The organism is Tautonia sp. JC769 (assembly GCF_040717455.1).
GTDB lineage: Bacteria > Planctomycetota > Planctomycetia > Isosphaerales > Isosphaeraceae > Tautonia.
In genome coordinates this window covers 1-23,642 of the sequence record NZ_JBFEFH010000025.1, presented here as the reverse complement: position 1 = coordinate 23,642, position 23,642 = coordinate 1, and the positions used below count along the sequence as shown (strand labels likewise).

Sequence of the window (23,642 nt, the reverse complement as noted above, 5' to 3'; positions counted from 1 at the left end):
CGTCGGCAACTTCCGGGGAATCACCGGGCCAGGGCCGCAGGCGTCATGCTTGAGTGGCGTGATGTCGGGGAAACATGCCTTGGCGTCCAATGATTGAATCGAACCTAATTAGACTCTTGGAGGGAGTCAAGGAAAATCGATCCCGATTTCGGGAAATTCGCGGGGTGGTGCCGGGATGGCCGCCGGCCGGTCGGGGAGCGGAGGGCGGCTGGTTCCTGAGGCGGGCGTGCTCCGGTAAGATCGAGTGCTCGAACGAAGGGCGGGAAGGGCAGCCGAACATCGGCCTTGGGATCGTCGAGCTTGTGAGAGACCTCATCCTTGGCACGGCCGGACACATCGATCACGGCAAGACCTCGCTCGTCCGGGCCCTGACCGGCGTCGATACCGACCGATTGCCGGCGGAAAAGCAGCGCGGGATTACGATCGACCTCGGGTTTGCCTCCCTGAATCTGGGGGAGGTCCGGATCGGCCTGGTGGACGTGCCCGGGCACGAGCGGTTCATCAGGAACATGCTGGCGGGGGCCACCGGGTTCGACCTGGCCCTGCTCGTGATCGCGGCGGACGACTCGGTGATGCCGCAGACGAGGGAGCACCTGGAGATCCTGAAGCTGCTCGGGCTGCGGTCCGGCCTGATCGCCCTGACGAAGTGCGACACGGCCGCCGAGGACTGGATGGACCTGGTCGAGGAGGACGCGCGGACCCTGGTGGCCGGGACCTTCCTGGAAGGGGCGCCGATCGTGCGGACGTCGGCCGCGACGGGGTTGGGGATTGATGCCTTGCGGTCGACGCTGGCCCGCCTGGCCGGATCGATTCCGAGTGTGGCGACCGACGCCCCGTTTCGGATGGCGATCGACCGATGCTTCACCGTCGCCGGGCACGGGACGGTCGTGACGGGGACGGTCGTCTCGGGGGGCGTGAGCGTGGGAGACGACCTGGAATGGCTGCCCGAGGGGCGTCGGCTGCGGGTCCGGGGCTTGCACCGGCACGCTCAGGCGGTGGATCGGATCGAGCGGGGGGCGCGGGCGGCCATCAACCTGGCGGGGGTGCATCACTCGGAGATCCGGCGCGGGCAGGAGCTGGCGACCCCGGGATTCTTGCGGGCGTCGGTCGTGCTGTCGGCGGCACTGCGGGCCTCGGCCGATGCGCCTCGGGCGTTGCGGCATCGGGGGCGGTATCGGTTGCACCTGGGGACGGCGGAGGTGACGGCCTCGCTGTCGTTGCTTGATGGTCCGGAGCTGGCGCCGGGCCTCGAAGGGTTTGCCCAGTTCTTCCTGGGGGAGCCGGTCGTGGCCGAGTATGGCCAGCCGTTCGTGATCCGAGAGGAGAGCCCGCCCTGGACCGTCGGCGGCGGCCAGATCCTCCAGCCGGTCGCTCGTCGGATCCGACGCAAGGACCTGGGGGACCGGGGTCGCCTGTCCCGGTTGCGGAGCGCCGACCCGGTGGACCGGGCGAGCGCGGTGATGGGGTCGTATCGACTGGAAGCGTGGTCGAATCTTGATCTGGCGCGCGACGCGGGGCTTGCGCCCGATGAGGTGGATCGGGTGGCGGCCGAGGCCCGGGCCAGCGGCGAACTGGTCGATTTGCCGGTCGGTCCGCGACGGACCATCCGGATTGTGCGGTCACATCTGGAAACGTTGGAAGATCGGGTCGTGAGGGCCGTTGGTCGGCTGCATGAGCGGAACCCGAGGCTGTCGAGCGTCCGGCGGTCGAGCGTGCTGGGGATGCTCAGCGACCTGAAGAGCGAGTCGCTGGTGGGGGCGGTGATTGACCGGCTGGCGAAGGACGGCCGACTGATTGCGAATGCGAGGACGGTCGCCCTGGCCGGGTATCAGCCGCAGTTGACGCAGGCGGAGCGGAGGCTGAAGGCCGAGTTGCTCGACGCCCATCGCGGGACCGGTTTTGCGCCGCCGATGGCCGCGGAGTTGCTGGATCGGGCCGGGAATCGTCGCGAGATCGTGCCGGAGTTGCTCGATCTGCTGGCCGAGGAAGGGCATCTGGCGGCGGTCGAGCCGCGGTCGCTCTATCTCGACGTCGAAGCCGACCTGGAGCTGAAACGCCTGGTGGCCGAACGCCTTGGCGAGGGGGCCACCTTGAGTATGGCCGAACTGCGCGACCTGCTCGGCACGTCGAGGAAGTATGCCGTGCCGATCGGAGAATATCTGGATCGGATTGGCCTGACGATCCGAGAAGGGGACGTGCGACGCTTGGGATCGGTGGCGGAGGAACCGTTGGGATGAGTGACGACCTGGACGATCGACCGATCGAGCGGCCGGACTCCTCGGCCTTCCGCCGCCTGCCGCCGGTTCATGCGGTGCTGGGCCGTCCCGAGCTGGCCGAGGCGATCGAGGCGAAGGGCCGGGAAACCGTTCTGGGGGTCGTTCGCGCGGTGCTGGACGAGGCCCGGGCGGCGATCGCTCGCGGTGTTGATCCGACCGCAGTGGACGATGACGATGCGGTCATTCGGTCGGTGTGTGAGCGGCTGGAACAGGATCGGCCGACCTTGAGGCCGGTGATCAACGCCACCGGGGTCTTGCTCCACACCGGCCTGGGCCGGGCTCCGCTGGCGAGGGAGGCAGTCGAGGCGGTGGCCCGGGTGGCGGTCGGGTACAGCAACCTCGAATTCGACCTCGACCAGGGGACCCGAGGGCGGCGGTCGATCGGCGTTGCGGCCTTGCTGCGGCGCCTGACCGGGGCCGAGGCCGCGGCGGTCGTGAACAACAATGCCGGGGCGACGATGCTGGCGCTCCGGGCATTGGCGAAGGGTCGGGAGGTGATCGTCTCCCGGGGGCAACTGGTCGAGATCGGCGGCAGCTATCGCCTGCCGGAGGTGTTTGAAAGCTCTGGTGCCCGTCTCCACGAGGTCGGCACGACGAACAAGACCCGGCTGGGGGACTACGAGCGGGCGATCGGCCCCGAGACGGCGGCCCTCTTGCGGGTTCATCCGAGCAATTACCGGATCGTCGGCTTCACGGAATCGGTCGGGATTGCAGAGCTGGCGAAGCTGGGACGTTCACGAGGGATCTTGACGATCGACGACATCGGGTCGGGGGCGCTCGGGCCGGGCCGGCCGCCGGGAATTGTCGGAGAACCGACCGTGGCGGAGGCGATCGAGGCCGGGGCCGACCTGGTGCTCTGCTCGGGGGACAAGCTGCTGGGGGGGCCACAGTGCGGCTTGCTGATCGGTCGGGCCGAGGTGGTGCGGCGGATCGAGGCCGATCCGATGATGCGGGCCTTGCGGGTGGATAAGATGACCCTGGCGGCGCTCGAGGCGACGCTCCGGCTGGCGATGGACCCGGATCGGGCCGCGCGGTCGATCCCGCTCTGGCGGTTCCTCTCGGTCCCGGTGGAGCGGCTGGGCGATCGGGCGGGGCGGCTGGCCGACCGGCTCCGGGGGTCGATGGGGCTGGCAGCGACGAGCGAGGGGGCGTTCGCCTACCTCGGCGGCGGCAGTGCGCCGGATGAGGCGATCGCCTCGGCCTGCGTGCGGATCGAGCCCCCCCTGCCCGGCCGATGGGCGACGGCCGCCGAGGCGAGCCGGGCCCTGCGGCTCGGGACTCCGGGCGTGGTCTGCCGGGTGCAACACGGGGCGCTCTGGTTCGACCTGCGGGCCGTGTTCGAGGAGGATGACGAGGTGATCGTGCAGGCGATCGACGCGTTGGTCCGCGGCTGATCGGGACACCTCGGCTTGTCCGAACGCGGTGCGTGTGCCTACGATACAACGGAATGCGGTCGATCGCCCCGGGGGCGGTTGCGCCCGAGCTTCGCGACGCGAACATGGAGCGATGGGAATGGGTCGGCGGGTGGTCCTGGCGATGAGTGGCGGGGTTGACAGCTCGGTGGCCGCTCATTTGCTCAAGCAACAGGGGTACGAGGTGATCGGCCTGTTCATGAGGACCGGGGCCCACGCCGAGACCGCGGAACGCCGGGCCAAGACCTGCTGCAGCGTGACCGATGCGCTCGATGCGCAGGCCGTGGCCGACCGGCTGGACATCCCCTTCTTCGCGCTCGACTTCGAGCGCGATTTCAGCCGGATCATGGACAACTTCGCCGACGAGTATCTCGCCGGGCGGACCCCGAATCCATGCGTCCTGTGCAACGTCTGGCTGAAGTTCGGCAAGCTCTGGGCGTATGGGAAGCAGGTCGGGGCCGATTTCGTGGCGACCGGACACCACGCGAGGATGGTTGCCGGCGACGACGGCCGGCCCCGGATCGCTCGGGCGTTGGATCCGGGGAAGGATCAGTCGTACGTCCTGTTCGGCCTGAGACGCGAGCTGTTGCCGAACGTCCTCTTGCCGGTCGGCGAGTACTCGAAGGAGGCGATCCGCGACATGGCCCGCGAGCTGGCCCTGCCGGTCCATGCCAAGCAGGACAGCCAGGAAATCTGCTTCATCCCCGATGACGACTATCTGAGGTTCGTGCGAGATCGTCGCCCCGGATCGAGCGAGCCGGGGCGGATCGTGGACGAGGACGGCAACGAGTTGGCCCGGCACGAGGGGATCGAGGGGTTCACGATCGGCCAGAGGCGCGGGCTGGGGATCGCCTTCGGGGAGCCGCGCTACGTGGTCCAGATCGAGCCGCAGTCGAAGACCGTGACCATCGGCCGCCGCGAATCGCTCGAGAAAGCCGGGCTGGAGGCCGGTCGCTTCAACTGGCAGGTGGCCCGGCCCGAGGGCCCGCTGGCGTGCAAGGCGCAGATCCGGGCCAGGCATCGCGCGGTGCCGGCGGTGGTCGAGCCGCTGGAGGGCGATCGGGCCCGCGTCCGGTTCGAGACGCCGCAGCCGGCCGTCACGCCGGGGCAGATCGTGACGGTCTATGATGGCGACCTGGTGCTCGGGGGCGGCTGGATCGAACAGGCGATCGACGGTCAGGGTGTTGCCTGAACGCATCACTGCAGGGAATCAACCGCGTTGCGTTGCGTCACGACGCCGAGTGCCCTTGCGTAGTAAGACATGAACGGCGAGCGAATCTGGCGAAGAGTCGGATTCACGCCGTCCAAAGAAAGGCGAGGCCGATCGTCACGTCACGCAACAGCTTGCCTTGAGCGAGCGGATCGGCGCGTCAATTCGAGGGATCGATGGGTGACCCGACGATGGGGGGCGCATCGGTCTCTGGGAGTCACACTCATCCACTCGCCCGAATCTGATCGGGTGGAGTGCTGCGCGGGACATTCCTGGGGTAGGCCGGGCGCTCCGGCCGCCTCGCGGTGTGGCCGCTCGTGCTGTTGTCCTCGGGAAGGCCCGAGGGGCGTCTGCCGGCGACGTTCCGGGCGGTGGGCGCTCGCGCCCTCGGCCCGCGACCGGGGCGGTTGATGCGTTGGAGAGGGGGGACGTGCGCCGTCGACGGACGACGGCGCATCACATCGAAGGGCGCGACGGATTCCGCTGAGAGGAGCGTCGATGATGAGCCATCAGGGTGGAAGGCCGGTGCGACTGGCGCCGATGGAAGGGCGGGGGGATCGGCCGGGGTTCGAGGCGTGGTCGGTGGTGTGTCCGCCGATCGGGGGCGTGGCCTCGGGCGAGATTCCGGGGGCAATCGGAGGAATCGGCGCGCAACAGGCGCCAGGATCGGCCTCGGGTCGTATGGTCGATATCGAGGGGGCTGAGGACGCATCATCGCACCAGGGGCAGGAATCGGACGGCAGGGCCCCGGGGCTCTCAGGCGGTTGGACCGGAACCTCCTCAGCCACCGCGTTTCCCCGAGACGGTCGTCTCGCGAGCCGTGATCGGGGCTGCATCCGAGAGGGACGAACCATGTTTAAGGAACGATCGCAGGGAATCGCCGCGGCCCCGCAACCATCGGAGATCGAATCGATGGGCAGATGGACCGATCGCCAGGCCTCGGACCAGGCCCGGCGAGCCTCCGCGGCCCGCCAGTCCAGCGGCCGGCGTCGGAAGATTGACCCGACGACCAGCGAGCGCGACTACTCCGCGGAGGAGATCGAGTTCATGACCGCCATGCAGGAATACAAGCGGCGAAGCGGCCGCATGTTCCCCACCTGGAGCGAGGTGCTGGAAGTCCTGCATGAGCTCGGCTACGAGAAGCACGCGACGGGCGATGATGCCCGTCTGCTCTCGAACGCCTCGGGCCCGTCGGCCCGCGCATGAGGGGTCCGCCGCGGCGGCCCCGGTTGACAAGGCGAAGGTCTCGGCGCTAAGGTGGTGCCCGATCTCGTCACGTCGACGAACTCGCCCCGGCCACGATCCGCAGTGACCCGTCCATGAGCGTTCGGACCCGATTCGCGCCCAGCCCGACCGGATTCCTCCACATCGGAGGGGTCCGCACGGCCCTGTTCAACTGGTTGCTCGCCCGTCACCACGGCGGGCAGTTCGTCCTCCGGATCGACGACACCGACCAGCAGCGGCACGTCGAACGGGCCGTCTCCTTGATCCTGGACGGGTTCCGATGGATGGGGATGGACTGGGACGAGGGCCCGGAGGTCGGCGGCGATCACGGACCCTACTTCCAGTCGCAACGCGGCCACCTGTATCGCGAGGCCGCCGATCGCCTGGTGGCGTCGGGGCGGGTGTACCGCGACTACTCGACCGAGGCCGAGCGCGCGGCCGACAAGGCCGCCGCCGAGGCCGAGAAGCGCGCCTACCGCTTCCGACGCAAGCCGCTGACCGACGACCAGCTCGAACAATACGAGAAGGAAGGTCGGCCGTACGCCCTGCGGTTCGAGGTCCCGGTCGGTCAGACCCTGGTGGTCAACGACCTGATCAAGGGGCCGGTCGAGATGAAGACCGACGAGGTGGCCGACTTCGTCATCGTCCGTCCCGACGGCTCCCCGCTGTACAATTTCGCCAGCGTCGTCGACGACGCCGAGATGAAGATTACCCATGTCGTCCGCGCCGAGGAGCACCTGACGAACACCTTCCCGCAGCTCCTCATCTTCGAGGCGCTCGGGTATCCGTTGCCCCAGTTTGCCCATGTTCCCTACGTCGCGGCGCCGGGGTCGAAGAAGAAGCTGTCGAAGCGGGACGGGGCCGTCGGGCTGCATGAGTTCATCAACGAGGGGTACCTGCCCGAGGGGATGCTCAACTACCTGGCCCGGCTCGGTTGGAGCTACGACGAGACGACCGAGATGTTCTCCCGGGCCGACCTGATCGAGAAATTCACGCTCGACCGCGTGAATAGCTCGCCGGCCAGCCACGACCCGGACAAGCTCTTCTGGATCGAGGGGGAATGGATGAAGGTGGCGGACCTGGACCGGAAGGTCAGCCTGACCGCCCCCTACATCCGGAATGCCGACGAATTCGTGGCCTGGAGCCGGCGCCGGAAGAATCAGAAGGAAGACCCGCCCGCGGCGGAACATCAGGAGATCTTGCCGTTCCTGCAGCAGCCGGCGGAGGTCTCGGAATCGGAGGCCGGGCGCTACCGGCAGGTGATCGAGGCCCTGGGCGATCGGCTCAAGGTGGCGTCGGACATCATCAAGCTGGGCCGGTACTTCTTCGCCGAGGAGATCAGCTACGACCCCGACGCCGTGAAGAAGCGATTGCGCAAGGAAGGGGTGCCCGCGATCCTCGAGGCGATCCAGGGGATCCTGGCCGAGGTCGAGCCGTACGACCTGGCGACCCTGGAAGAACGGATTAAAGGGTACGCCGAGGCCCAGGGCGAGGGGATCGGTAAGGTGGTCAACGCCGTGCGGGTGGCGACGACCGGCCAGGGGGTCGGCCCGGGGCTGTACGACTGCCTGGTGATCCTCGGGCGCGAGTCCTGCATCGACCGGATCGCCCAGACGCGGGCGATGCTGGCGGAGTCCTGATCTCATCGTTCCACCCGGTCTCGAACCGACGTCTCTCACGTTTCCCGATGCTGTTGCTGGACCAAAGGCCGAACACCGAATCATGCGTACTTTTGTCACCGGTTCCATCGCTTACGACTACATCATGGTCTTCCCCGGCAAGTTTCGGGAGCACATCCTGCCGGAGAAGATGCACGTGCTGAGCGTCTCGTTCCTGGTCGATTCGCTCAAGCGGCAGCGGGGAGGGACGGGGGCGAACATCGCCTTCAATCTCGCCCTGCTCGGGAACCGGCCGGTGCTGGTCGGCGCGGTGGGGGAGGACTTCGGCGAGTACCACGCGTGGCTCGAACGGCATGGCGTGGACCTGGCCGGGGTGAAGGCACACTCGGGGGAATTCACCTCGTCGTGCTTCATCAATAACGACCTGCAGGACAACCAGATCACGGCCTTCTATCCGGGGGCGATGGTGCACGCCGCGGCCGTCTCGCCGGTCGAGTTCGGGGCGACGGACCGCGACATGGTGGTCATCGCGCCGAACGACCCGAAGGCGATGGCCCGCTACGCCGCCGAGTGCACCGAGCGGGGGATTCCGTACCTGTACGACCCCTCGATGCAGATCCCCCGGATGTCGAAGGAGGAATTCGAGGAGGGGTGCAAGGGGGCGAAGGTCCTGATCGGCAACGACTACGAGTTCGGCATGATGGCCGAGAAGCTCGGCGTGGCCGAGCAGGAACTGCACCGTCGGGTGCCGATCACGGTCGTGACCAAGGGGGAGGCCGGCGCGACGATCGTGGCCGACGGCGAGAGCTTCGACATTCCTCCCGCCAAACCCAAGCAGGTGGTCGACCCGACCGGGGCGGGCGACGCCTTCCGCGCGGGCCTGATCACCGGGATGGCCCGCGGCCTCTCGTGGCCGACCGCCGGGCGGATCGCCGCCCTGACGGCGGTTCACGCCGTCGAGCACATGGGGCCGCAGGAGCATTCCTACTCGATCACCGAGTTCGTCGAACGCTACCGGGAGAATTACGGCGCGTCGGACGAGGTCGATTCGCTGCTGGGTTGATCGCGATGGCCGGGGAGGGCCGGGGCCCTGTTCCCTTCGGCCCCCCCTGGGTTTGATTCGTCCCGTTCCCTGGACCTTGCACGAGGGGAGGCGAGCGATGGGGGCGACGACCCGGACGTTCCTGGCGGTGGAGTTGCCCGAGGCGTCGCGTCGGGCGATCGAGGCGCTGCAACGGTCGTTCGAACCGCGGGTCGCGGGGCTTCGCTGGACCGACCCGGCGTTATTCCACCTGACGCTCGCCTTCCTCGGGGATGTCCCCACGGGTGGACTGGAACGGCTCGGAGACGCGGTTGTCCAGGCAGTCAGTGCGTATCCCCGGTTCGGCCTGGAGTTGAAGGGGCTCGGGGCGTTTCCGGATCCGAATCGGGCTCGCGTTCTCTGGGTAGGGATCGTGGGCGACGCACTGAACTCGCTCGACGCGTTGCAGCGTTCGGTCGTCGAGGCGGCGGCGACGGCCGGACACCCTCCGACCGATGATCGGTTCCATCCCCACGTGACGATCGCCCGATCGAAGGCGGGGCGCGGCCCTTCGCCGAATCTGTTGGAGCTGTGCGATCAACATCGGGCCTGGAGCCCCGGCGCCTTGCCGGTGGAGGAGGTAGTGGTGATGGCCTCGGAACTGACGCCGAGGGGGCCGACCTACCGGGTGGTGCGATCTGCCCCGTTGGCCGGGGCTTCACCTTGACTTCGCCCCCCGGGATGCGATAAATTGGTGTCCTTGCGTACACGGTCGATCAGCGAGATCCGTGAAGCCGATCTCCCAGGGGAGGCGATGTCGTGGCCCGAAAGTCGAGTGCGAGTGCGGCGGCGGATACCAAGGCGACGGCATCGGGTTCGGCCGAGCAGAAGGCGCTGAACACGACGATCAGCCAGATCGAGAAGTCGTTCGGCGCCGGGGCGATCATGAGGCTCGGCGAGCAGAGCCACCTGAATATCGCCGGGATCTCGACGGGGGCCCTGTCGCTCGACCTGGCCTTGGGCGGCAAGGGGTTGCCGAGGGGCCGGATCATCGAGCTGTTCGGCCCCGAGTCGAGCGGCAAGACGACCATCGCCCTGCACGCCGTCGCCAGCGCCCAGCGGGCCGGCGGGGTGGCGGCGGTGATCGACGCCGAGCACGCGCTCGACCCGTCGTGGTGCAAGCGGCTGGGGGTCGACATCGAGTCGTTGCTCGTCAGCCAGCCGAGCAGCGCCGAGGAGGCGCTCCAGATCGCCGAGATGCTGGTGATGTCGAACGCGGTCGACGTGATCGTGCTCGACTCGGTGGCGGCCCTGGTGCCGAAGGCCGAGATCGAGGGGGAGATCGGCGACAGCCACGTCGGCCTCCAGGCTCGTTTGATGAGTCAGGCGTTGCGGAAGCTGACCGGCGGGGTCTCGCGGTCGAAGAGCGTGATGATCTTCATCAACCAGATCCGCGAGAAGATCGGCGTGATGTTCGGCAGCCCCGAGACGACGCCGGGCGGCCGGGCCCTGAAATTCTACAGCTCGTGCCGGATCGACGTGCGGCGGATCGGCTCGGTGAAGGACGGCGAGGATGTCGTCGGCAGCCGGGTGAAGGTGAAGATCGTCAAGAACAAGGTCGCGCCGCCGTTCCGCGTCTGCGAATTCGACATGATGTACGACCAGGGGATCAGCCGCGAAGGGGACCTGATGGACCTGGGGATCGCGGACAAGATCATTGAGAAGTCGGGCTCCTGGTTCAACTACGGGGACACGAGGCTCGGCCAGGGTCGCGAGAACGCCAAGCAGTTCCTCCGCGACAACCCGGCGGTCACCGAGGAGATCACGGCCCGGATCCTGGCCAAGCACAACCCGGGCGAGGCCGTGTATGCCCCCCCCGGCGACAACGGCGAGCTGGAGGACGACGAGGCGGAGGTCTTCGCCGAGGAGTGACCGGCCGATCGGGGCCGGGCCTGTCCCGTCCGGGGCGGGACCGGCCTTCGTCTTGTCGATCCGGGACGAGGCGGGGACAATGGGATGAAGGCCGACCGACCCGACCGACCGCCGTCATCCCCGCCGTCCCGACGACGTCCCTCCCTCCCGATCGGATCGCATGATGACCCACCTGCTCGCCTCCGCCCTCGTTGCCTTGCCCGTCGCGCTCACCCCGATGGTCGCCGAGGACGGTCCAGGGCCGATCGACGTCATCTCGGCCCTGGAACAGGCGGTGACCCACGCCATCGAGCAGGCCCGCCCCGCCGTCGTGACCATCGACCGGGTGAAGTCGGAGGACGGGACGACCCTCGCCGTCCGCGGCCGGGTTGCGATGCGGGCGGCCAACAACCCGAACGGTGTGGTGTTCATCGACGGTTTCGGGATGCGGAACGACGGCCCGGCCTCGTCGGATTACGTCTCGTATGACTTCGGCTCGGGGGTGGTGATCGGCGACGAGGGGCAGATCCTGACGACCTATCACGTCGTCTCGGGGGCCGAGCGGTTGTTCGTTCGGGTCCATGGGCTGGAGCCGTTCGAGGCGGAGATCCTCGCCGCCGACCCGAGGAGCGACCTGGCGGTGATCGCCCCGGTCGGGGGATTGGCGCCGTTCGCCGAGGGGGCGTTCCCCGATCCGATCCCGATGGGAGACGCCTCGGCCCTCCGGCCCGGGACGTTCCTGGTCGCGCTGGGCAACTCGCACAATGCATCGAGGGACGGGCAGGCGTCGGCCGGTTTCGGGATCCTGGCGAACTCGGCGCGGCGGCTGATCGCGCCGAGCAACGATTTCGGCCAGATCGTGCCGACGATGCTCCAGCACTACTCGACCCTCTTCCAGCTCGACTCGAAGCTCAACCTCGGGATGAGCGGCGGCGCGGTCGTGAACCTGAAGGGGGAGCTGGTGGCGATCACGACCGCCTCGGCCAACGCCGTCGGGTATGACCCGAGGGCCGGCTACGCCATCCCGATGGATTCGCTGGGACGGCACGCGGTCGACGCGTTGGTCGAGGGGAAGGAGGTCGAATACGGCTTCCTCGGCATCTCGTTGAGCAGCCCCTCGAACATGATCCGGGAGGTCCAGCCGGGGACTCCGGCCGGCGAGGGGGGGCTGCTGCAGGGGGATTCGATCGAGGCGGTGGCCGGTCAGCCGGTCGTCGACTTCGATGGCCTGGTCCGGGCCGTCAATCCTCTGCCCGTCGGGGAGCCGGTCGAGCTGACCATCCGCCGCGATGGACGGGTCCTGACCAAGGAAGTCGTCCTGTCGAAGTACCCGATCGACGGCGAGATCATTGCCACGACCAAGAGCGAGACCTGGCGAGGCATCCGGATCGACTTCCCGAGCGTGATCTCTCCCCGAGACGAGCTGCTGACCGCGATGGCTCGCGGGGGCGTGGGGGTGGTCGAGGTGATCTCGGGCACGCCGGCCGAGAACGCGGGGCTGCGGGTCGGCCAGATCATCACGCAGGTCGACGGCATGGCGGTGCGCACCCCCCGGGCCTTCCGTGCGGCGGTGGAGTCGCTGGCAGGCAAGCCGGTCCGGCTGAGCACGGATCGGGGGCCGATCACGATCGAGCCGGAGACGGGGCCGGCGATCGAATGACCGTGTCCATTCTCCCGGAGGGGGCGGTCTGACGCTGCCTCCGGGCCGTGTTTTCGGGTATCCTGGTACTCATCGAGACGCGCCGTCTGATTGAAGACCCGGCGCGGTCGGGGCCGTGCGCGACGTTGGCCGCCGCGCGACGGGGCCCCGCTCCCCGTCGTTTCCGCGGCCCGATCCGTCCCAAGGCCCACCGCCGATGACCACCGACGACCTCCGCGAAGCCTACCTCGAGTTCTTCGTCTCCAAGGGGTGCGAGCGCCGATCGAGCGACGTGCTCGTGCCGCGAGACGACCCGACCGTGCTGTTCACCCCGGCGGGGATGAACCAGTTCAAGCGCGAGTTCATGGGCCTGGGCGACCCGAGCTTCAAGCGGGCCACGACCTGCCAGAAGTGCATCCGCACCGGCGACATCGAGAACGTCGGCAAGACCGGCCGGCACATGACATTCTTCGAGATGCTCGGGAACTTCTCGTTCGGCGACTACTTCAAGAAAGAAGCGATCCACTGGGCCTGGGAGTTCCTCACCCAGACCCTCTCGATCCCGAAGGATCGCCTGACCATCACGGTCTACCTGGACGACGACGAGGCGTACGACATCTGGCACAAGGAGGTGAAGGTCCCCGCCAACCGGATCACCCGGATGGGAGAGGACGACAACTTCTGGCCGGCCGGTGCGCCGACCCACGGACCGAACGGCGTGTGCGGCCCCTGCTCCGAGATCTTCTACCACTACGACGACGGCCGAGAGGTGGAGATCTGGAATCTCGTCTTCACCCAGTTCAACCGCGTCGGGCCGAACGAACTGGAACCGTTGCCGAGCAAGAATATCGACACGGGGATGGGCCTGGAGCGGGCCGCCTCGTGCTTGCAAGGCGTGCAGACGAACTTCGAGACGGACATCTTCGCGCCGCTCGTGGCGGCGGTGGCCGAGGTGCTCGGGCAGACGTACGACGCCGAATCGCTCGACGGCATCCGCATCCGACGCGCGGCCGATCATGCCCGCGCCCTGACATTCACGATTTTTGAGAATGTGCAGCCGGGGCCGAACCAGCAAGGTTACGTCGTCCGCCGCCTGCTGCGGCGGGCGGTGCTCGACGCCTACCTGATGGGGCGTCGCGAGCCGTACCTGTTCGAGATCATCCCGCTCGTCGCAGACGCGATGAAGCGGCCCTACCCCGAGCTGACCGACAGCGTCCGGCGGATTCAGACGGTCGTCCGGGAGGAGGAGGAGCAATTCCTCCGGAATATCGACACCGGCTTGAGGCTTTATAACGACACGGTGCGCAAGACGAAGGCGGCCGGCTCGGACGTGATCTCCGGCGCGGCGGCCTTCCGCTTGCACTCGACGTATGGCTTCCCGATCGAGATGACCGAGAGCCTCGCCGCCGAGCAGGACCTGGCGGTCGACATGCCGGAGTTCGAGCGCGAGCGTCAGAAGCACGCCGAGACCTCCGGCCAGGACTCCGCCGCCGCCGTCTTCGCCACCGGCCCGCTCGACGCGTTGAAGCAGGACTACCACGCGGGGAGCACCTTCCTCGGCTACGAAACGACCGAGGCCGAGGCGATCGTCATCGGCATTGTCGCTCAGGGAAGACTGGTCGATCGCGAAACCGCCGGCAGCGGCGATCCGGTGGCCCTGGTGCTCGACCGCTCGCCGTTCTATGGGGAGTCGGGCGGGCAGATCGGCGACGTCGGCCTGATCGAAGGGGACGGTTTCCGCTTCCATGTCGAGGATACCCAGCGCGACCGGGGGTTCATCCTCCACATCGGCCGGGTCGATGACGGCACCGTTTCCGTGAATGAGCATGTGAAGGCGCGGGTGGATGCTCCGCGTCGCGAGGCGATCCGGCGGGCGCACTCGGCCACGCACGTCCTGCACCACGCGTTGCATGAGCATCTCGGAAAGCATGCGCAACAGGCGGGCAGCAAGGTGGAGCCGGATCGGCTGCGGTTCGACTTCGCCAATCCCGAGGCCGTGGGCCGCGACCGACTGCGAGCGATCGAGGAGACGGTGAATGACCGGATCTTGCTCGGCGAGCCGATTCGGTGGCGGACCATGCCGCTGGACGAGGCCAAGCAACTGGGGGCCATGGCGCTCTTCGGTGAGAAGTACCCGGATGTGGTCCGGGTCGTCGAGATGGGGGCCTTCTCCCGAGAGCTGTGCGGCGGGACGCACCTGGACAGCGTCGGGCAGGTCGGCCTGTTCAAGATCGTCGGCGAGGAGTCGGTCGCGGCCGGGACCCGTCGCGTGGTCGCCCTGACCGGCAAGGCGGCACTTGATTATGTGAGGCAGGAAGAAGACGCACTCGCGGCGGTGGCCGGCACCTTGAAGGTCCCCGTCCAGCAGGCGGCCGATCGGGTGGCCGCGTTGCTGGAGGAGATCAAGGCCCTGAAGAAGCAGGCCAGCCAGCGTCGGGAGGCGCCGAAGGTTTCGGCCGACGCGCTGCTGGAGCAGGTGCGGGAGATCGGCGGGGCGAAGGTGATCGCCGCCTCGGTGGAGGGGGTCGCGCCCGATGAGCTTCGGCAATTGATCGACGTGGCGCGTCGGAAGGTCGAGTCGGGCCTGGCCGCGTTGCTGATCACGGCGTCGGAGGGGAAGGTGATCCTGGCGGCGGGGCTGACGCCCGACCTGGTCGAGCGGGGCCTCCACGCGGGGAACTGGCTGAAGCAGGTGGCCCCGGTGGTGGGCGGCGGCGGCGGCGGCCGTCCGGATTTCGCCCAGGCCGGCGGGAAGAATCCCGAGGCGATCGCCCAGGCGATCGAGAAGGCGGTCGAGGTGGCTCGCGGATCGCTCGGCGGTTGATCCGAGGGGATCGAAGGGCCGCGGGGCGACTCGATCGGTCCAACCCCCCGGTTTCTCCCGGGCGATTCGATGCGGCCGGACCGAACATGTTGCCGGGCACATCCGATGCGTGATCGTCCCGGGAGGCGATCACGCATCGGAGCGTTCCGTCGCCGGTCGAGGCCTCGGGGCAGGCTGAGGGGGGCTGGAGCGAGTTGGAAAAGACGGGGGCTGCCGGTCGTCCTCAGAGCTGGGAAAGCCGCCGGTAGGAGGGGCCGATCCTGACCGGGGGGTCGAGCCATCGGAGCTTCGGCGAGACCTTCGGGATGTAGTCGACGAGGCAGTCGATGTCGAAATGAGCGATCCGATCGAGGGCGTCGGTGATGGTCGGGTCGCCCGATGCCCGGAGCTTCGCCAGGACGTGGGCGTCGTCGGCCAGGAGGTCGTCCTCGACGAGGAGGCCGGAGTCGAACGCGGTCCGCAGGGCGATGGCGAATTCGTTGTAGATGTAGGCCTCGGTCGGGCTGGCCCACCACTCGCGGTTCATGACCTCGAAGAGGTTGACCGCCTCCCGGGCGGCGGAGACGTCGGTGAAGACGATCGTCCGATCGACCACGTCGAGGCTGGAAAGCATCCGAGAGACGACCTCGGGGGTCGAGACGCCGCAGGCCAGGCTGTCCCGGAAGAAGTAGTCGATGCGGTCGGCGCAGAGCCAGGGCAAGGGGCGTTCGAGCAGCGGGTAGACGGCGTCGTCGTAGAAGTCGGCCGGGGCGAAGCCGAGGCGGTCGATCGCCGCGACGAGATCGGGGCGATTCAAGAATGAGGGCTTGATCAGCTCGTGGTGATTCTGCTCGTCCGACTCGTAGAGGAAGTCGACGGCGTGCGAGAAGGCGGTGTGCGAGATGTCGTGCAGGAGGCCGGCGACCTGTTCGCGAGGATCGGCACCGAGGCGTCGCAACAGGAGGTGGACGCCCAGGCTGTGCTCGAACCGCGTGACGGCCTTGAAGGAGAAGGCCAGGGCCGACGGGCCGGCCTGGCGGATCCCCTTGAGCCGTTGCATGGTGGGACAGGCGATCAGCGCCAGCAGATCGGGGTCGGTGATGGCCGATTCCCCGTAGACCCGATCCGTCCACTGCATTGCGTCCGACCCCTGATCCCCGCGCCTCTGGAATGGTGAATGTCAGGATCAGTTTACCACGAAAGGATGATCTTCTGTATCCCTTCGGATTTCCGGGGGTCGCGGGCGGCGGGCCGTTTCGCCGGTTCTCCGGCGCGGCTAAGATGAGGCAACCGGAGGGGCTGGTCCAGGGGCCTGTCCCTCGCACGTCTTGTTTGAGAGTTGCCAGGGGAGAGACACTCGTGAACGGCATCCTGCGGAGATGCCTCGCTTGGGCGGTGTTGGTCGCCCTCGGGGGATTGGTCTCGGGCTGTGGCGGAGGGGGTTCCGGAGGCGGGAAGACCGCGGAGATCGGCCCGGAAGGCCCCCGCGTGATCTTCATCTCGAACACCAATTCCGACTGGTGGAGCGCCGTCGAGAAGGGGATGCAGGACGGCGGCGAGGAGTTCGGGGCCGCGGTCAGCCTCCGGCGGAACGACGGGCAGGTGCAGGGGCAGATCGACAAGCTCCGGGAAGTCCTGAGCATGCCCGACGTGCACGGCGTGGCGATCTCGGCGCTCGAGGCCGACGCCCCGGGGGTGATCGACGCCATGAACGACCTGCAGAAGGCCGGGAAGGTGGTGATCACGATCGATTCGGATGTCGACGCGGCGCACGCGGACGCGAGGCGGGCGTACATCGGCACGAACAATGCCGAGGCGGGCCGAGTGGCCGGTCGGGCGCTGGCCTTGCTTCGCCCGGAGGGGGGCAAGATGGCCCTGTTCGTGGGTGCGGCCTCGGCGGCCAATGCCCGGGCCCGCGAGGAAGGCTTGCTCGAAGGGGCGGGCGATGCGTTCGAGCGGACCCAGACCTGGGAAGACGGCGGCGACCATAGCCGGGCCCGGCAGAACGTGCAGAGCGCCCTGTCGAAGACGCCGGACCTGGACGCACTGGTCGGGCTTTATTCGTACAACGCGACGGGGATCGCCGAGGAGATGGCCAACTCGCCGCAGGTGCGGGAGCGGGTGACGGTCGTGACTTTCGACCTCGACGAGGCGGCCCGCCCGCACCTGAACCTCGGGAACATTGATGCGACCATCTGCCAGAATCCGTACGAGATGGGCCGCCTGGGCGTGCAGTTGCTCAAGGCCTTGATCGAGGAGGACGAGGCCACGGTGTCCGAGATCCTGCCGGATGGGACGTATCGCGATACCGGGGTCAGGATCGTGGTGCCGCAGGCCGAGTCGCCCGTCTCGGGGCTGGGAGACGAGGGGCTGGAGGTCCTGACGATCGATGAGATGAATACGTGGCTGGAGAGCAAGGGACTGCAATCGACATGAGCGACGAGGCGAAACCGTCCCCGGACGCTTCCCCGACCGGCCTGAAGTTCCTGGCGTGGCTGAGGGACTCGGAGGCCGGGCTGGTCGGGGCGATCCTTGCGGTCGTGGGCCTGATTTACGTCGTGTCACCCGGCCCGAGCTTCCTGTTCGAGCCGGGGACCCCCCGGGCGTTCTTCACGTCCTACAACCTGCAGACGCTCTTCCACGTGACCGCCCTGTTCGGGGTGCTCGCCGTGGGGGTGGCGGTGGTGATCATCGCGGGGGGGATCGACCTGTCGATCGGGGCGATGGTGGCCCTCTCGGCGGTGGTCGCGGCGAGGCTGATGACCTCGTGGCTGCCGGGGATCGGCGAGGCCGGCCCGTGGACGACCGGGATCCTGGTGGCGACGTCGGTCACCTTGATCGGTTGGATCGGCCTGAACCTGCCGATCGGGCGCTGGGGGCGGATCCTCGTCGTCGGGTCGGGGCCGGCCGCGGTGATCGCCGCGGGGGTCGGAATCATCTCCGGGTCGAGAGACCCGGGCTCGTGGGTGGTGGGCCTGGTCGAGGTCGGGGTGCTGGTGGCCCTGGTGTACGGCCTGCGACGAGGGGCCGATGAGCAGGCCGGCGCCTCGGCGGCGGCATTGGTCTGGGGATTGGCGGCGGGTTCGCTGGCCGGCTGGGGGTCGGGCGGCAGCGGTGCGATCGCCTCGGTCGCGTTGGTGGTGGCCGCGTCGAGCCTGGCGGCGTTGATCGGCGTGGTCCTGCACCTGAGGAAGGGGGCGGTGGCCTTCGGCCTGCTGGTCGGTGGGGCCGTCTTCTGGGGGATCTCGTCGGGAGATAGCTCCTCGGCCAGCGTCCCGGTGGGCACGATCGTCGCCGCAGTCACGCTCTCGCTCTTGCTGGGCCTGGCGATCGGGGCCGGCCACGCCTTCCTGATCAATGCCTTCAAGTTGCCGCCGTTCATCGCCACGCTGGCCACGCTGGCAGGTTTGCGCAGCCTGGCGATGATCCTGAGCGAGAATCGGAGCATCACGGTCTCGGACCGGACGTTCCGGGTGCTGGGGAGCGAGTACTGGGTGACGATCCCCCTGTTCCTGGTCGTCGCCGGCCTGCTGAGCCTGATGATGGGCAAGACGGTGCTGGGACGGCACCTCTATGCCCTGGGGGGCAACGAGTCGGCCGCCCGGCTCAGCGGCCTGCCGACGAGACGGCTCAAGACGGTCTCTTACGCCATTTCCGGCTTGCTGGCGGCGCTCGGCGGGGTGCTCTTCCTGGGCAACACCGGGTCGGCCAATCCGACGATGGGCTTCGCCTATGAGTTGTCGGCGATCACCGCGGCCGTGGTGGGCGGGTGCAGCCTCGCCGGGGGCCTGGGGTCGATCCGGGGGACGGTGCTCGGCCTGGTCCTCATCCGGATCGTCATCAACGGGACCGGATTGGTGGTCGAGGGGATCGAGCCGAGCCAGATCGAGGGGCTGGTGCTCGGGGTGGTGGTGGTCCTGGCCGTCGGCTTCAATCAGCGGTTCAGGCTGAAGCAGTGAGGCGATGTGAGGCGTAGGTCCGTCCGCGTTTGCGTCGAGCTGGCTTCCAGGCGAGGACGCTCCCTGGCGGATCTCGGCGCCGATTCGAGGAGGGCATCCCGTTGCGATCCCCGATCGTCGCGACGTTCGCGGGGCTGACGTTGCTGCTGGTCGGCATGCTCCTCAGGTCGAGGGTCGATCCGCTCTGGCTGGCGATCCCTGGGGCGGCTGCGGCGGCCGCGGGCTTCCGCTCGATGATCGAGGTGTTCGCCGACCGGCATGGTCAGCGGCAGGTGCCCTCGTGGCTGGGCATCGCCATCCTCCTGGCGTTGGGGGCGATCGTGCCGATCCTGATGCTCGTCAGGTGGCTTGACGATCGCTGATGCGATCCGGGACGTGTGTGCCGGATCGGGATCGGGATCGAGACCGATCGGGCCCGGAACGACGAACGGCCCGAGCGATCCTGGAGGGATCGCCGGGGCCGTGCTGGAGCGTGACACGCGTCGAGGATCGGGCCGGGGTGGTGGCTGGCCCGATCAACGCTTGGAGAACTGGTAGCTGCGGCGGGCCTTCTTGTGGCCGTACTTCTTGCGTTCGACCATGCGGGCGTCCCGGGTGAGGAAGCCGTGGTCGCGCAGTTGCGGCTCGAGGTCGGTCCGGTAGGCGGAGAGGGCGCGACCGAGGCCGAGCATCACGGCGCCGGCCTGGGCGCTCTTGCCGCTGCCGACGACGTTGACGAACACGTCGAGCCGCCCGCCGAGATCGGCGACATGGATCGGCGCGCGGGCGTCGGCCCGCCCGGTTTCGGTGTTGAAGTACTCGTCGACGGGCTGGCCGTTGACGAGGTACTGGCCCGAGCCTTCTCGGATGCGAACGCGGGCGACAGCCGTCTTGCGGCGGCCGGTGCCCCAGGTGTACGGGTTGTTAACCGTGGCCATCGTCTCGGGGTTCCTCGGCGATCCCCCGGGAAGATTCCGGGGCGATATGCTCCGTTGATTCGGATCGGAAAGACAACGTTCTCAAGGCGTGAGCGAGGCCGGGCGGGCCCGGCCTCACCGCTGCTGATCAGTCTTGCTTGGGTGTTTCGGCGGCGTCGGTCGACTCGGGGGTCGGGCTCGACGACGGGGTCGTGTCTTCGGCCGGAGGGGCGGCGGAGGCGACCGGTGCGGTGGTCGGGTTGGCGTCCGCCGCGACCTCGGTTTCCTCGGCCTTCGGTCTGGGGGCCTTGCGGGCCTTCGGCTTGGGGGGGGAAGGCTCGGGGGCGAGGATGGCCCCGGACGCGGTCGGTCGGCCGAGCTTCGGCTCCAGCGGGATGGGCTGCTGGGCCTGGTGCGGGTGCTGGTCGCCGACGTAGAGCTTGAGCTTCGACATCATGTGCCGGCCCATCTTGGACTTCGGCATCATGCGGCGAATGGCCTCGTACAGGATGCGTTCGGGGTGGCGCTCGAAGAGCTTCCAGGCGACTTCTTCTTTCTGGCCGCCGGGGTAGCCGCTGTAGCGCTGATAGACGACCTGCTGCCACTTGTTGCCGGTGAAGACAACCTTGTCGACGTTGGTGACGATGACGTAGTCACCCGTGTCGATGTGGGGGGTGTAGGTCGGGCGGTGCTTGCCCATCAGGATCGGGGCAATCTGGGCGGCAAGGCGGCCGACGACGGCATCGGTCGCGTCGATGACGTACCACTGGGGGGCCAGTTCGTTGGCCTTGGCCTGATAACACTTCATCATGGTCGGAGTGACCCAAGTCGTAGGTCGAAGCGCGTCACCGGACGGTGAAGACCGGCATGGCAAAACGACCAGAATACCGACGGATTGACCGAACTTCAAGGCGCGAGCGCGAAACTCGCGCCCGAAATGATCAAGACACGAGGGCCGGGTCGACCGGGGCGGAGTCTTCGGGCAGCCGGGGGCGGCGGAAACGGACGGGGCGTTCCCAGTCGGCCCGGGGCCCGGGGAAGTCGCGGCGGGTGTGGGTGCCGCGCGATTCCTCGCGGGTCGAGGCCCCGGCGATGATCAGGTGGGCGACGGTGAGCATGTTCTGGAGGACCCAGCCTTCGGGGGTGTCGAAGCTCTGGTTCAGGACGTAGCGGCACCAGAAGGCGACCTGGTGGGCGGCCTGTTCGAGCCCCTGGGCGTCTCGGGTGATGCCGACGTTGCGCCACATCTGGGCGCGGAGGGAGTTGCGGATGTCGGCCAGGTCGAGCGGCTCGTGGGGCACCTCGTGGTGATCGGCCGCGATGGGGGGGACTTCCAGCAGGGCGGGGATCGGGCCGTGGAGGGATCGGTCGATGTCGTCGGCGGCCCGGGCCCCGAAGACGAGCCCTTCGAGCAGGCTGTTCGAGGCCAGGCGGTTGGCGCCGTGGAGGCCGGAGCTGGTGACCTCGCCGGCGGCCCAGAGGCCGGGGACGTCGGTCCGGCCGTCGAGGTCGACGGTGATGCCGCCGATCATGTAGTGGGCGCCGGGGCGGACGGGGATCTGGTCGCGGGTGATGTCGAGGCCGAAGCTGTGCAAGAGCGTGTCGATGCTGGGGAACCTCCGGCGGACGAGCGCGGGGTCGAGGTGCGAGAGGTCGAGGAAGACGCACGGGTGCTGCGTGCGGGCCATCTGGGCGACGATGGCGCGGGAGACGTCGTCGCGGGGGGCGAGTTCGGCGTCGGGGTGGTATTCGGGCATGAAGCGGTGGCCGTTGCAGTCGCGGAGGTAGGCCCCTTCGCCCCGGATGGCTTCGGTCAGGAGGTGGCGCGACGAGCCGGCGATGTAGAGGACGGTCGGGTGGAACTGGATGAACTCCATGTCGCGGAGTTCGGCCCCGGCGCGGTAGGCGAGGGCGTGGCCGTCGCCGGTGGCGATGGGGGGGTTGGTCGACTCTCGGTAGAGCTGCCCTGCACCGCCGGTGGCCAGCATGGTGGCCCGGGCCCAGATGAGGGACGGCCCGCGGCGGCGGTCCCAGACGAGGGCGCCTCGGCAGCGGCCTTCGAAGGTCAGGAGGTCGATGGTGAAGCTGTTCTGCCAGATCCGGACGTTCGGGCGGGACTGGGTCTGGGCGACGACGGCCCGCATGACCTCGCGGCCGGTCGAGTCTCCCAGGGCGTGGACGATGCGGGCGTGCGAGTGGCCGCCTTCGCGGCCGAGCGCGACCTGGCCGTCGATCTGGTCGAAGACGGTGCCCCAGTCGATCAGCTCGGCGATGCGGCCAGGGGCCTCGCGGACGACGGTCTCGACGACGGTGCGGTCGCAGAGCCCCTTGCCTGCGGCGAGGGTGTCGGCCACGTGGTCGTCGAAGTGGTCTTCGGGGTCGAGGACCGAGGCGATGCCGCCCTGGGCGTAGGTGCTGTTGCTCTCCCGGATCTGGTCCTTGGTGACGACGAGCACGCGGGCGGACTCGTCGATGCCGAGCGCCGTGCGGAGGCCGGCCAGGCCGCCGCCGATGATCAGCACGTCGGTGAAGTGGTGGGGCAGATCTCTCGGGTCGAACGGGATGAGGTAACGTCGGGGGAGGGTCAGCGAGTCGATCATCGGGGGAGGGTATCCGATGTCGGGGGTCGGGCGAGTACGGAGGGAACTCGATCGGCGGCCGGCGTCGGCGGGGGGATCGAGACCTCCTCAGTGTAACACGAAGCACCGGTGACAGGATCGGGGATTTCCGACTGCCCCTGGTCGGTGCCCGGGCGAGGGAGGCGACTCGCAGCGCCGGACGGATCGGAGGTGGTCGATCGTCCGGCGCTGCGTCTCGGGACAGCCCCCTCACGGTTCCATGGGTCGCCGATCGGACGACTCAGGGGGTTCCGCCACGGCGGGGGGGCGGGGCACTGCTCCCCGTCGGGGTCGAGGGGGGAGTGGTGTCTGAGAGCCTCCGCTGGTAGGCCTCGACCAGTTTCCGGAGCTGGGGCGGGGGAGGCGTGCCGCCGCCCTGGCGGCTCATGCCGAGGCCGTCGTTGACGCCGGTGCCCTGGGATCGTCGGGCCCCTTCGCTCTGGCGGACGCCGGAGAGCGGGTCGGGCACGACTCGGTTCGGGTCGAGCGTGCCGGCTTCGGAGTCCAGGTCGACTTCCAGCTCTTGCCCCTCACGGGCGGGACCTTCGGGAGGGCCGGAGAAGCGTTCGACGAACTGTGACATTTCCTCGCGGGTCATGCCGGTCAGGTCTTCGAGCTTGCGGGTTTGATCCTCGTCCTGGAGCGCTTCCCGGATCCGGCGGAGCTTTTGATCACGAGCCTGGAGGTTTTCGGGGATGGGAGCCTCGCGACCGACCGCGGGCGGGCCGTCGGGGGTCGGGGGGGGCTCGCTGAGATCCTTTGCTTCAGGCAGCCTCGGGGGCAGGTTTGCCTGGCCGACGTTGCCTTCGGGTTCGCCCATGCTCTCGCCCGGCTGGGAACCTTCGCGCTCGCCTTGCTCGCCCTGGCGCTGTTCGCCTTGCTCGCCCTGGCGTTGCTCGCCCTGCTCGCCCTGGCGTTGCTCACCTTGCTCGCCCTGGCGTTGCTCACCTTGCTCGCCCTGGCGCTGCTCGCCTTGCTCGCCCTGGCGTTGCTCGCCCTGCTCGCCCTGGCGTTGCTCGCCCTGCTCGCCCTGGCGTTGTTCGCTTTGCTCGCC

The 23,642-nt window shown here is 68.5% G+C and carries 18 protein-coding genes and 1 pseudogene; 14 read left to right on the top strand and 5 right to left on the bottom strand.

Annotation, left to right across the window (positions count from 1 at the left end; all coding sequences use genetic code 11):
• Positions 1–302 precede the first annotated feature (302 nt).
• The 10 genes from selB (at position 303) to alaS (ending at position 15,136) form a co-directional block, all read left to right on the top strand.
• On the top strand, positions 303–2,237 hold the full coding sequence (gene selB / locus AB1L88_RS20940) for a selenocysteine-specific translation elongation factor (protein ID WP_367098643.1): 1,935 nt from the start codon (positions 303–305) through the stop codon (positions 2,235–2,237).
• Positions 2,234–3,670 carry an L-seryl-tRNA(Sec) selenium transferase gene (gene selA / locus AB1L88_RS20935; RefSeq protein ID WP_367098642.1) on the top strand — a complete coding sequence of 479 codons (1,437 nt, stop codon included), beginning with the start codon at positions 2,234–2,236 and terminating at the stop codon, positions 3,668–3,670. Before selB ends, selA begins: the two co-directional genes overlap by 4 nt.
• Before the next feature lie 118 nt (positions 3,671–3,788).
• The gene (gene mnmA / locus AB1L88_RS20930; RefSeq protein ID WP_367098641.1) at positions 3,789–4,880 is read left to right on the top strand and encodes a tRNA 2-thiouridine(34) synthase MnmA; all 1,092 of its coding nucleotides are present in this window, start codon (positions 3,789–3,791) and stop codon (positions 4,878–4,880) included.
• A 930-nt stretch (positions 4,881–5,810) separates the two neighbouring features.
• Positions 5,811–6,104: a hypothetical protein gene (locus tag AB1L88_RS20925; protein WP_367098640.1), complete on the top strand. Its 294-nt coding sequence runs from the start codon at positions 5,811–5,813 to the stop codon at positions 6,102–6,104.
• Positions 6,105–6,217: 113 nt separating this feature from the next.
• Positions 6,218–7,762 carry a glutamate--tRNA ligase gene (gene gltX, locus AB1L88_RS20920; RefSeq protein WP_367098639.1) on the top strand — a complete coding sequence of 515 codons (1,545 nt, stop codon included), beginning with the start codon at positions 6,218–6,220 and terminating at the stop codon, positions 7,760–7,762.
• Between the two features lie 82 nt (positions 7,763–7,844).
• On the top strand, positions 7,845–8,804 hold the full coding sequence (locus tag AB1L88_RS20915) for a carbohydrate kinase family protein (protein WP_367098638.1): 960 nt from the start codon (positions 7,845–7,847) through the stop codon (positions 8,802–8,804).
• Between the two features lie 97 nt (positions 8,805–8,901).
• Complete coding sequence (gene thpR, locus AB1L88_RS20910) at positions 8,902–9,489, top strand: RNA 2',3'-cyclic phosphodiesterase (protein WP_367098637.1); 588 nt, start codon at positions 8,902–8,904, stop codon at positions 9,487–9,489.
• Between the two features lie 167 nt (positions 9,490–9,656).
• Positions 9,657–10,694 (top strand): recombinase RecA, encoded by a 1,038-nt coding sequence (recA, locus tag AB1L88_RS20905; protein WP_367098703.1) that lies wholly within the window; start codon positions 9,657–9,659, stop codon positions 10,692–10,694.
• Positions 10,695–10,854: 160 nt separating this feature from the next.
• Positions 10,855–12,333, top strand: coding sequence for a PDZ domain-containing protein (locus AB1L88_RS20900; RefSeq protein WP_367098636.1), 1,479 nt, complete (start codon positions 10,855–10,857; stop codon positions 12,331–12,333).
• A gap of 196 nt (positions 12,334–12,529) precedes the next feature.
• Positions 12,530–15,136: an alanine--tRNA ligase gene (gene alaS, locus AB1L88_RS20895; protein ID WP_367098635.1), complete on the top strand. Its 2,607-nt coding sequence runs from the start codon at positions 12,530–12,532 to the stop codon at positions 15,134–15,136.
• 223 nt (positions 15,137–15,359) lie between these two features.
• Here alaS and AB1L88_RS20890 read toward each other — a convergent pair whose 3' ends face one another.
• The gene (locus AB1L88_RS20890; protein ID WP_367098634.1) at positions 15,360–16,253 is read right to left on the bottom strand and encodes an HD domain-containing protein; all 894 of its coding nucleotides are present in this window, start codon (positions 16,251–16,253) and stop codon (positions 15,360–15,362) included.
• Between the two features lie 350 nt (positions 16,254–16,603).
• Between AB1L88_RS20890 and AB1L88_RS20885 the strand changes: the two genes are divergently transcribed.
• The 3 genes from AB1L88_RS20885 (at position 16,604) to AB1L88_RS20875 (ending at position 19,436) form a co-directional block, all read left to right on the top strand.
• Entirely contained in the window at positions 16,604–17,551 is a 948-nt protein-coding gene (locus tag AB1L88_RS20885) for a substrate-binding domain-containing protein (RefSeq protein WP_367098633.1), read from the top strand.
• Entirely contained in the window at positions 17,548–19,074 is a 1,527-nt protein-coding gene (locus AB1L88_RS20880) for an ABC transporter permease (protein ID WP_367098632.1), read from the top strand. The genes AB1L88_RS20885 and AB1L88_RS20880 overlap by 4 nt, the downstream gene beginning before the upstream one ends.
• A 101-nt stretch (positions 19,075–19,175) precedes the next feature.
• Complete coding sequence (locus AB1L88_RS20875) at positions 19,176–19,436, top strand: hypothetical protein (RefSeq protein ID WP_367098631.1); 261 nt, start codon at positions 19,176–19,178, stop codon at positions 19,434–19,436.
• Between the two features lie 153 nt (positions 19,437–19,589).
• Here the strand turns inward: AB1L88_RS20875 and rpsI are convergent, their stop codons facing one another.
• The 4 genes and pseudogenes from rpsI to AB1L88_RS20855 all read right to left on the bottom strand — a co-directional run bounded on the left by rpsI (position 19,590) and on the right by AB1L88_RS20855 (position 23,408).
• Positions 19,590–19,991, bottom strand: a complete 402-nt coding sequence (gene rpsI / locus AB1L88_RS20870) for a 30S ribosomal protein S9 (RefSeq protein WP_367098630.1) — start codon at positions 19,989–19,991, stop codon at positions 19,590–19,592.
• A gap of 364 nt (positions 19,992–20,355) precedes the next feature.
• Positions 20,356–20,778: pseudogene (gene rplM, locus AB1L88_RS20865) on the bottom strand (50S ribosomal protein L13); the annotation flags it as partial.
• 133 nt (positions 20,779–20,911) lie between these two features.
• Positions 20,912–22,570 carry an L-aspartate oxidase gene (nadB, locus tag AB1L88_RS20860; RefSeq protein ID WP_367098629.1) on the bottom strand — a complete coding sequence of 553 codons (1,659 nt, stop codon included), beginning with the start codon at positions 22,568–22,570 and terminating at the stop codon, positions 20,912–20,914.
• A 259-nt stretch (positions 22,571–22,829) separates the two neighbouring features.
• Entirely contained in the window at positions 22,830–23,408 is a 579-nt protein-coding gene (locus AB1L88_RS20855) for a hypothetical protein (protein ID WP_367098628.1), read from the bottom strand.
• 33 nt (positions 23,409–23,441) lie between these two features.
• On the opposite strand from AB1L88_RS20855, the gene AB1L88_RS20850 reads away from it, so the two are divergent.
• Positions 23,442–23,642, top strand: a 201-nt coding sequence (locus tag AB1L88_RS20850; RefSeq protein ID WP_367098627.1) for a hypothetical protein, incomplete at its 3' end; no start/stop codon positions are given.

What these genes read in the sequence shown, in the direction of transcription:
- selA (WP_367098642.1), top strand. Translation starts at nt 2,234, where the DNA reads ATGAGTGACGACCTGGACGATCGACCGATCGAGCGGCCGGACTCCTCG.
- mnmA (WP_367098641.1), top strand. Translation starts at nt 3,789, where the DNA reads ATGGGTCGGCGGGTGGTCCTGGCGATGAGTGGCGGGGTTGACAGCTCG.
- AB1L88_RS20925 (WP_367098640.1), top strand. Translation starts at nt 5,811, where the DNA reads ATGGGCAGATGGACCGATCGCCAGGCCTCGGACCAGGCCCGGCGAGCC.
- gltX (WP_367098639.1), top strand. Translation starts at nt 6,218, where the DNA reads ATGAGCGTTCGGACCCGATTCGCGCCCAGCCCGACCGGATTCCTCCAC.
- AB1L88_RS20915 (WP_367098638.1), top strand. Translation starts at nt 7,845, where the DNA reads ATGCGTACTTTTGTCACCGGTTCCATCGCTTACGACTACATCATGGTC.
- thpR (WP_367098637.1), top strand. Translation starts at nt 8,902, where the DNA reads ATGGGGGCGACGACCCGGACGTTCCTGGCGGTGGAGTTGCCCGAGGCG.
- AB1L88_RS20900 (WP_367098636.1), top strand. Translation starts at nt 10,855, where the DNA reads ATGATGACCCACCTGCTCGCCTCCGCCCTCGTTGCCTTGCCCGTCGCG.
- alaS (WP_367098635.1), top strand. Translation starts at nt 12,530, where the DNA reads ATGACCACCGACGACCTCCGCGAAGCCTACCTCGAGTTCTTCGTCTCC.
- AB1L88_RS20890 (WP_367098634.1), bottom strand. Translation starts at nt 16,253, where the DNA reads ATGCAGTGGACGGATCGGGTCTACGGGGAATCGGCCATCACCGACCCC.
- AB1L88_RS20880 (WP_367098632.1), top strand. Translation starts at nt 17,548, where the DNA reads ATGAGCGACGAGGCGAAACCGTCCCCGGACGCTTCCCCGACCGGCCTG.
- rpsI (WP_367098630.1), bottom strand. Translation starts at nt 19,991, where the DNA reads ATGGCCACGGTTAACAACCCGTACACCTGGGGCACCGGCCGCCGCAAG.
- nadB (WP_367098629.1), bottom strand. Translation starts at nt 22,570, where the DNA reads ATGATCGACTCGCTGACCCTCCCCCGACGTTACCTCATCCCGTTCGAC.
- AB1L88_RS20855 (WP_367098628.1), bottom strand. Translation starts at nt 23,408, where the DNA reads ATGGGCGAACCCGAAGGCAACGTCGGCCAGGCAAACCTGCCCCCGAGG.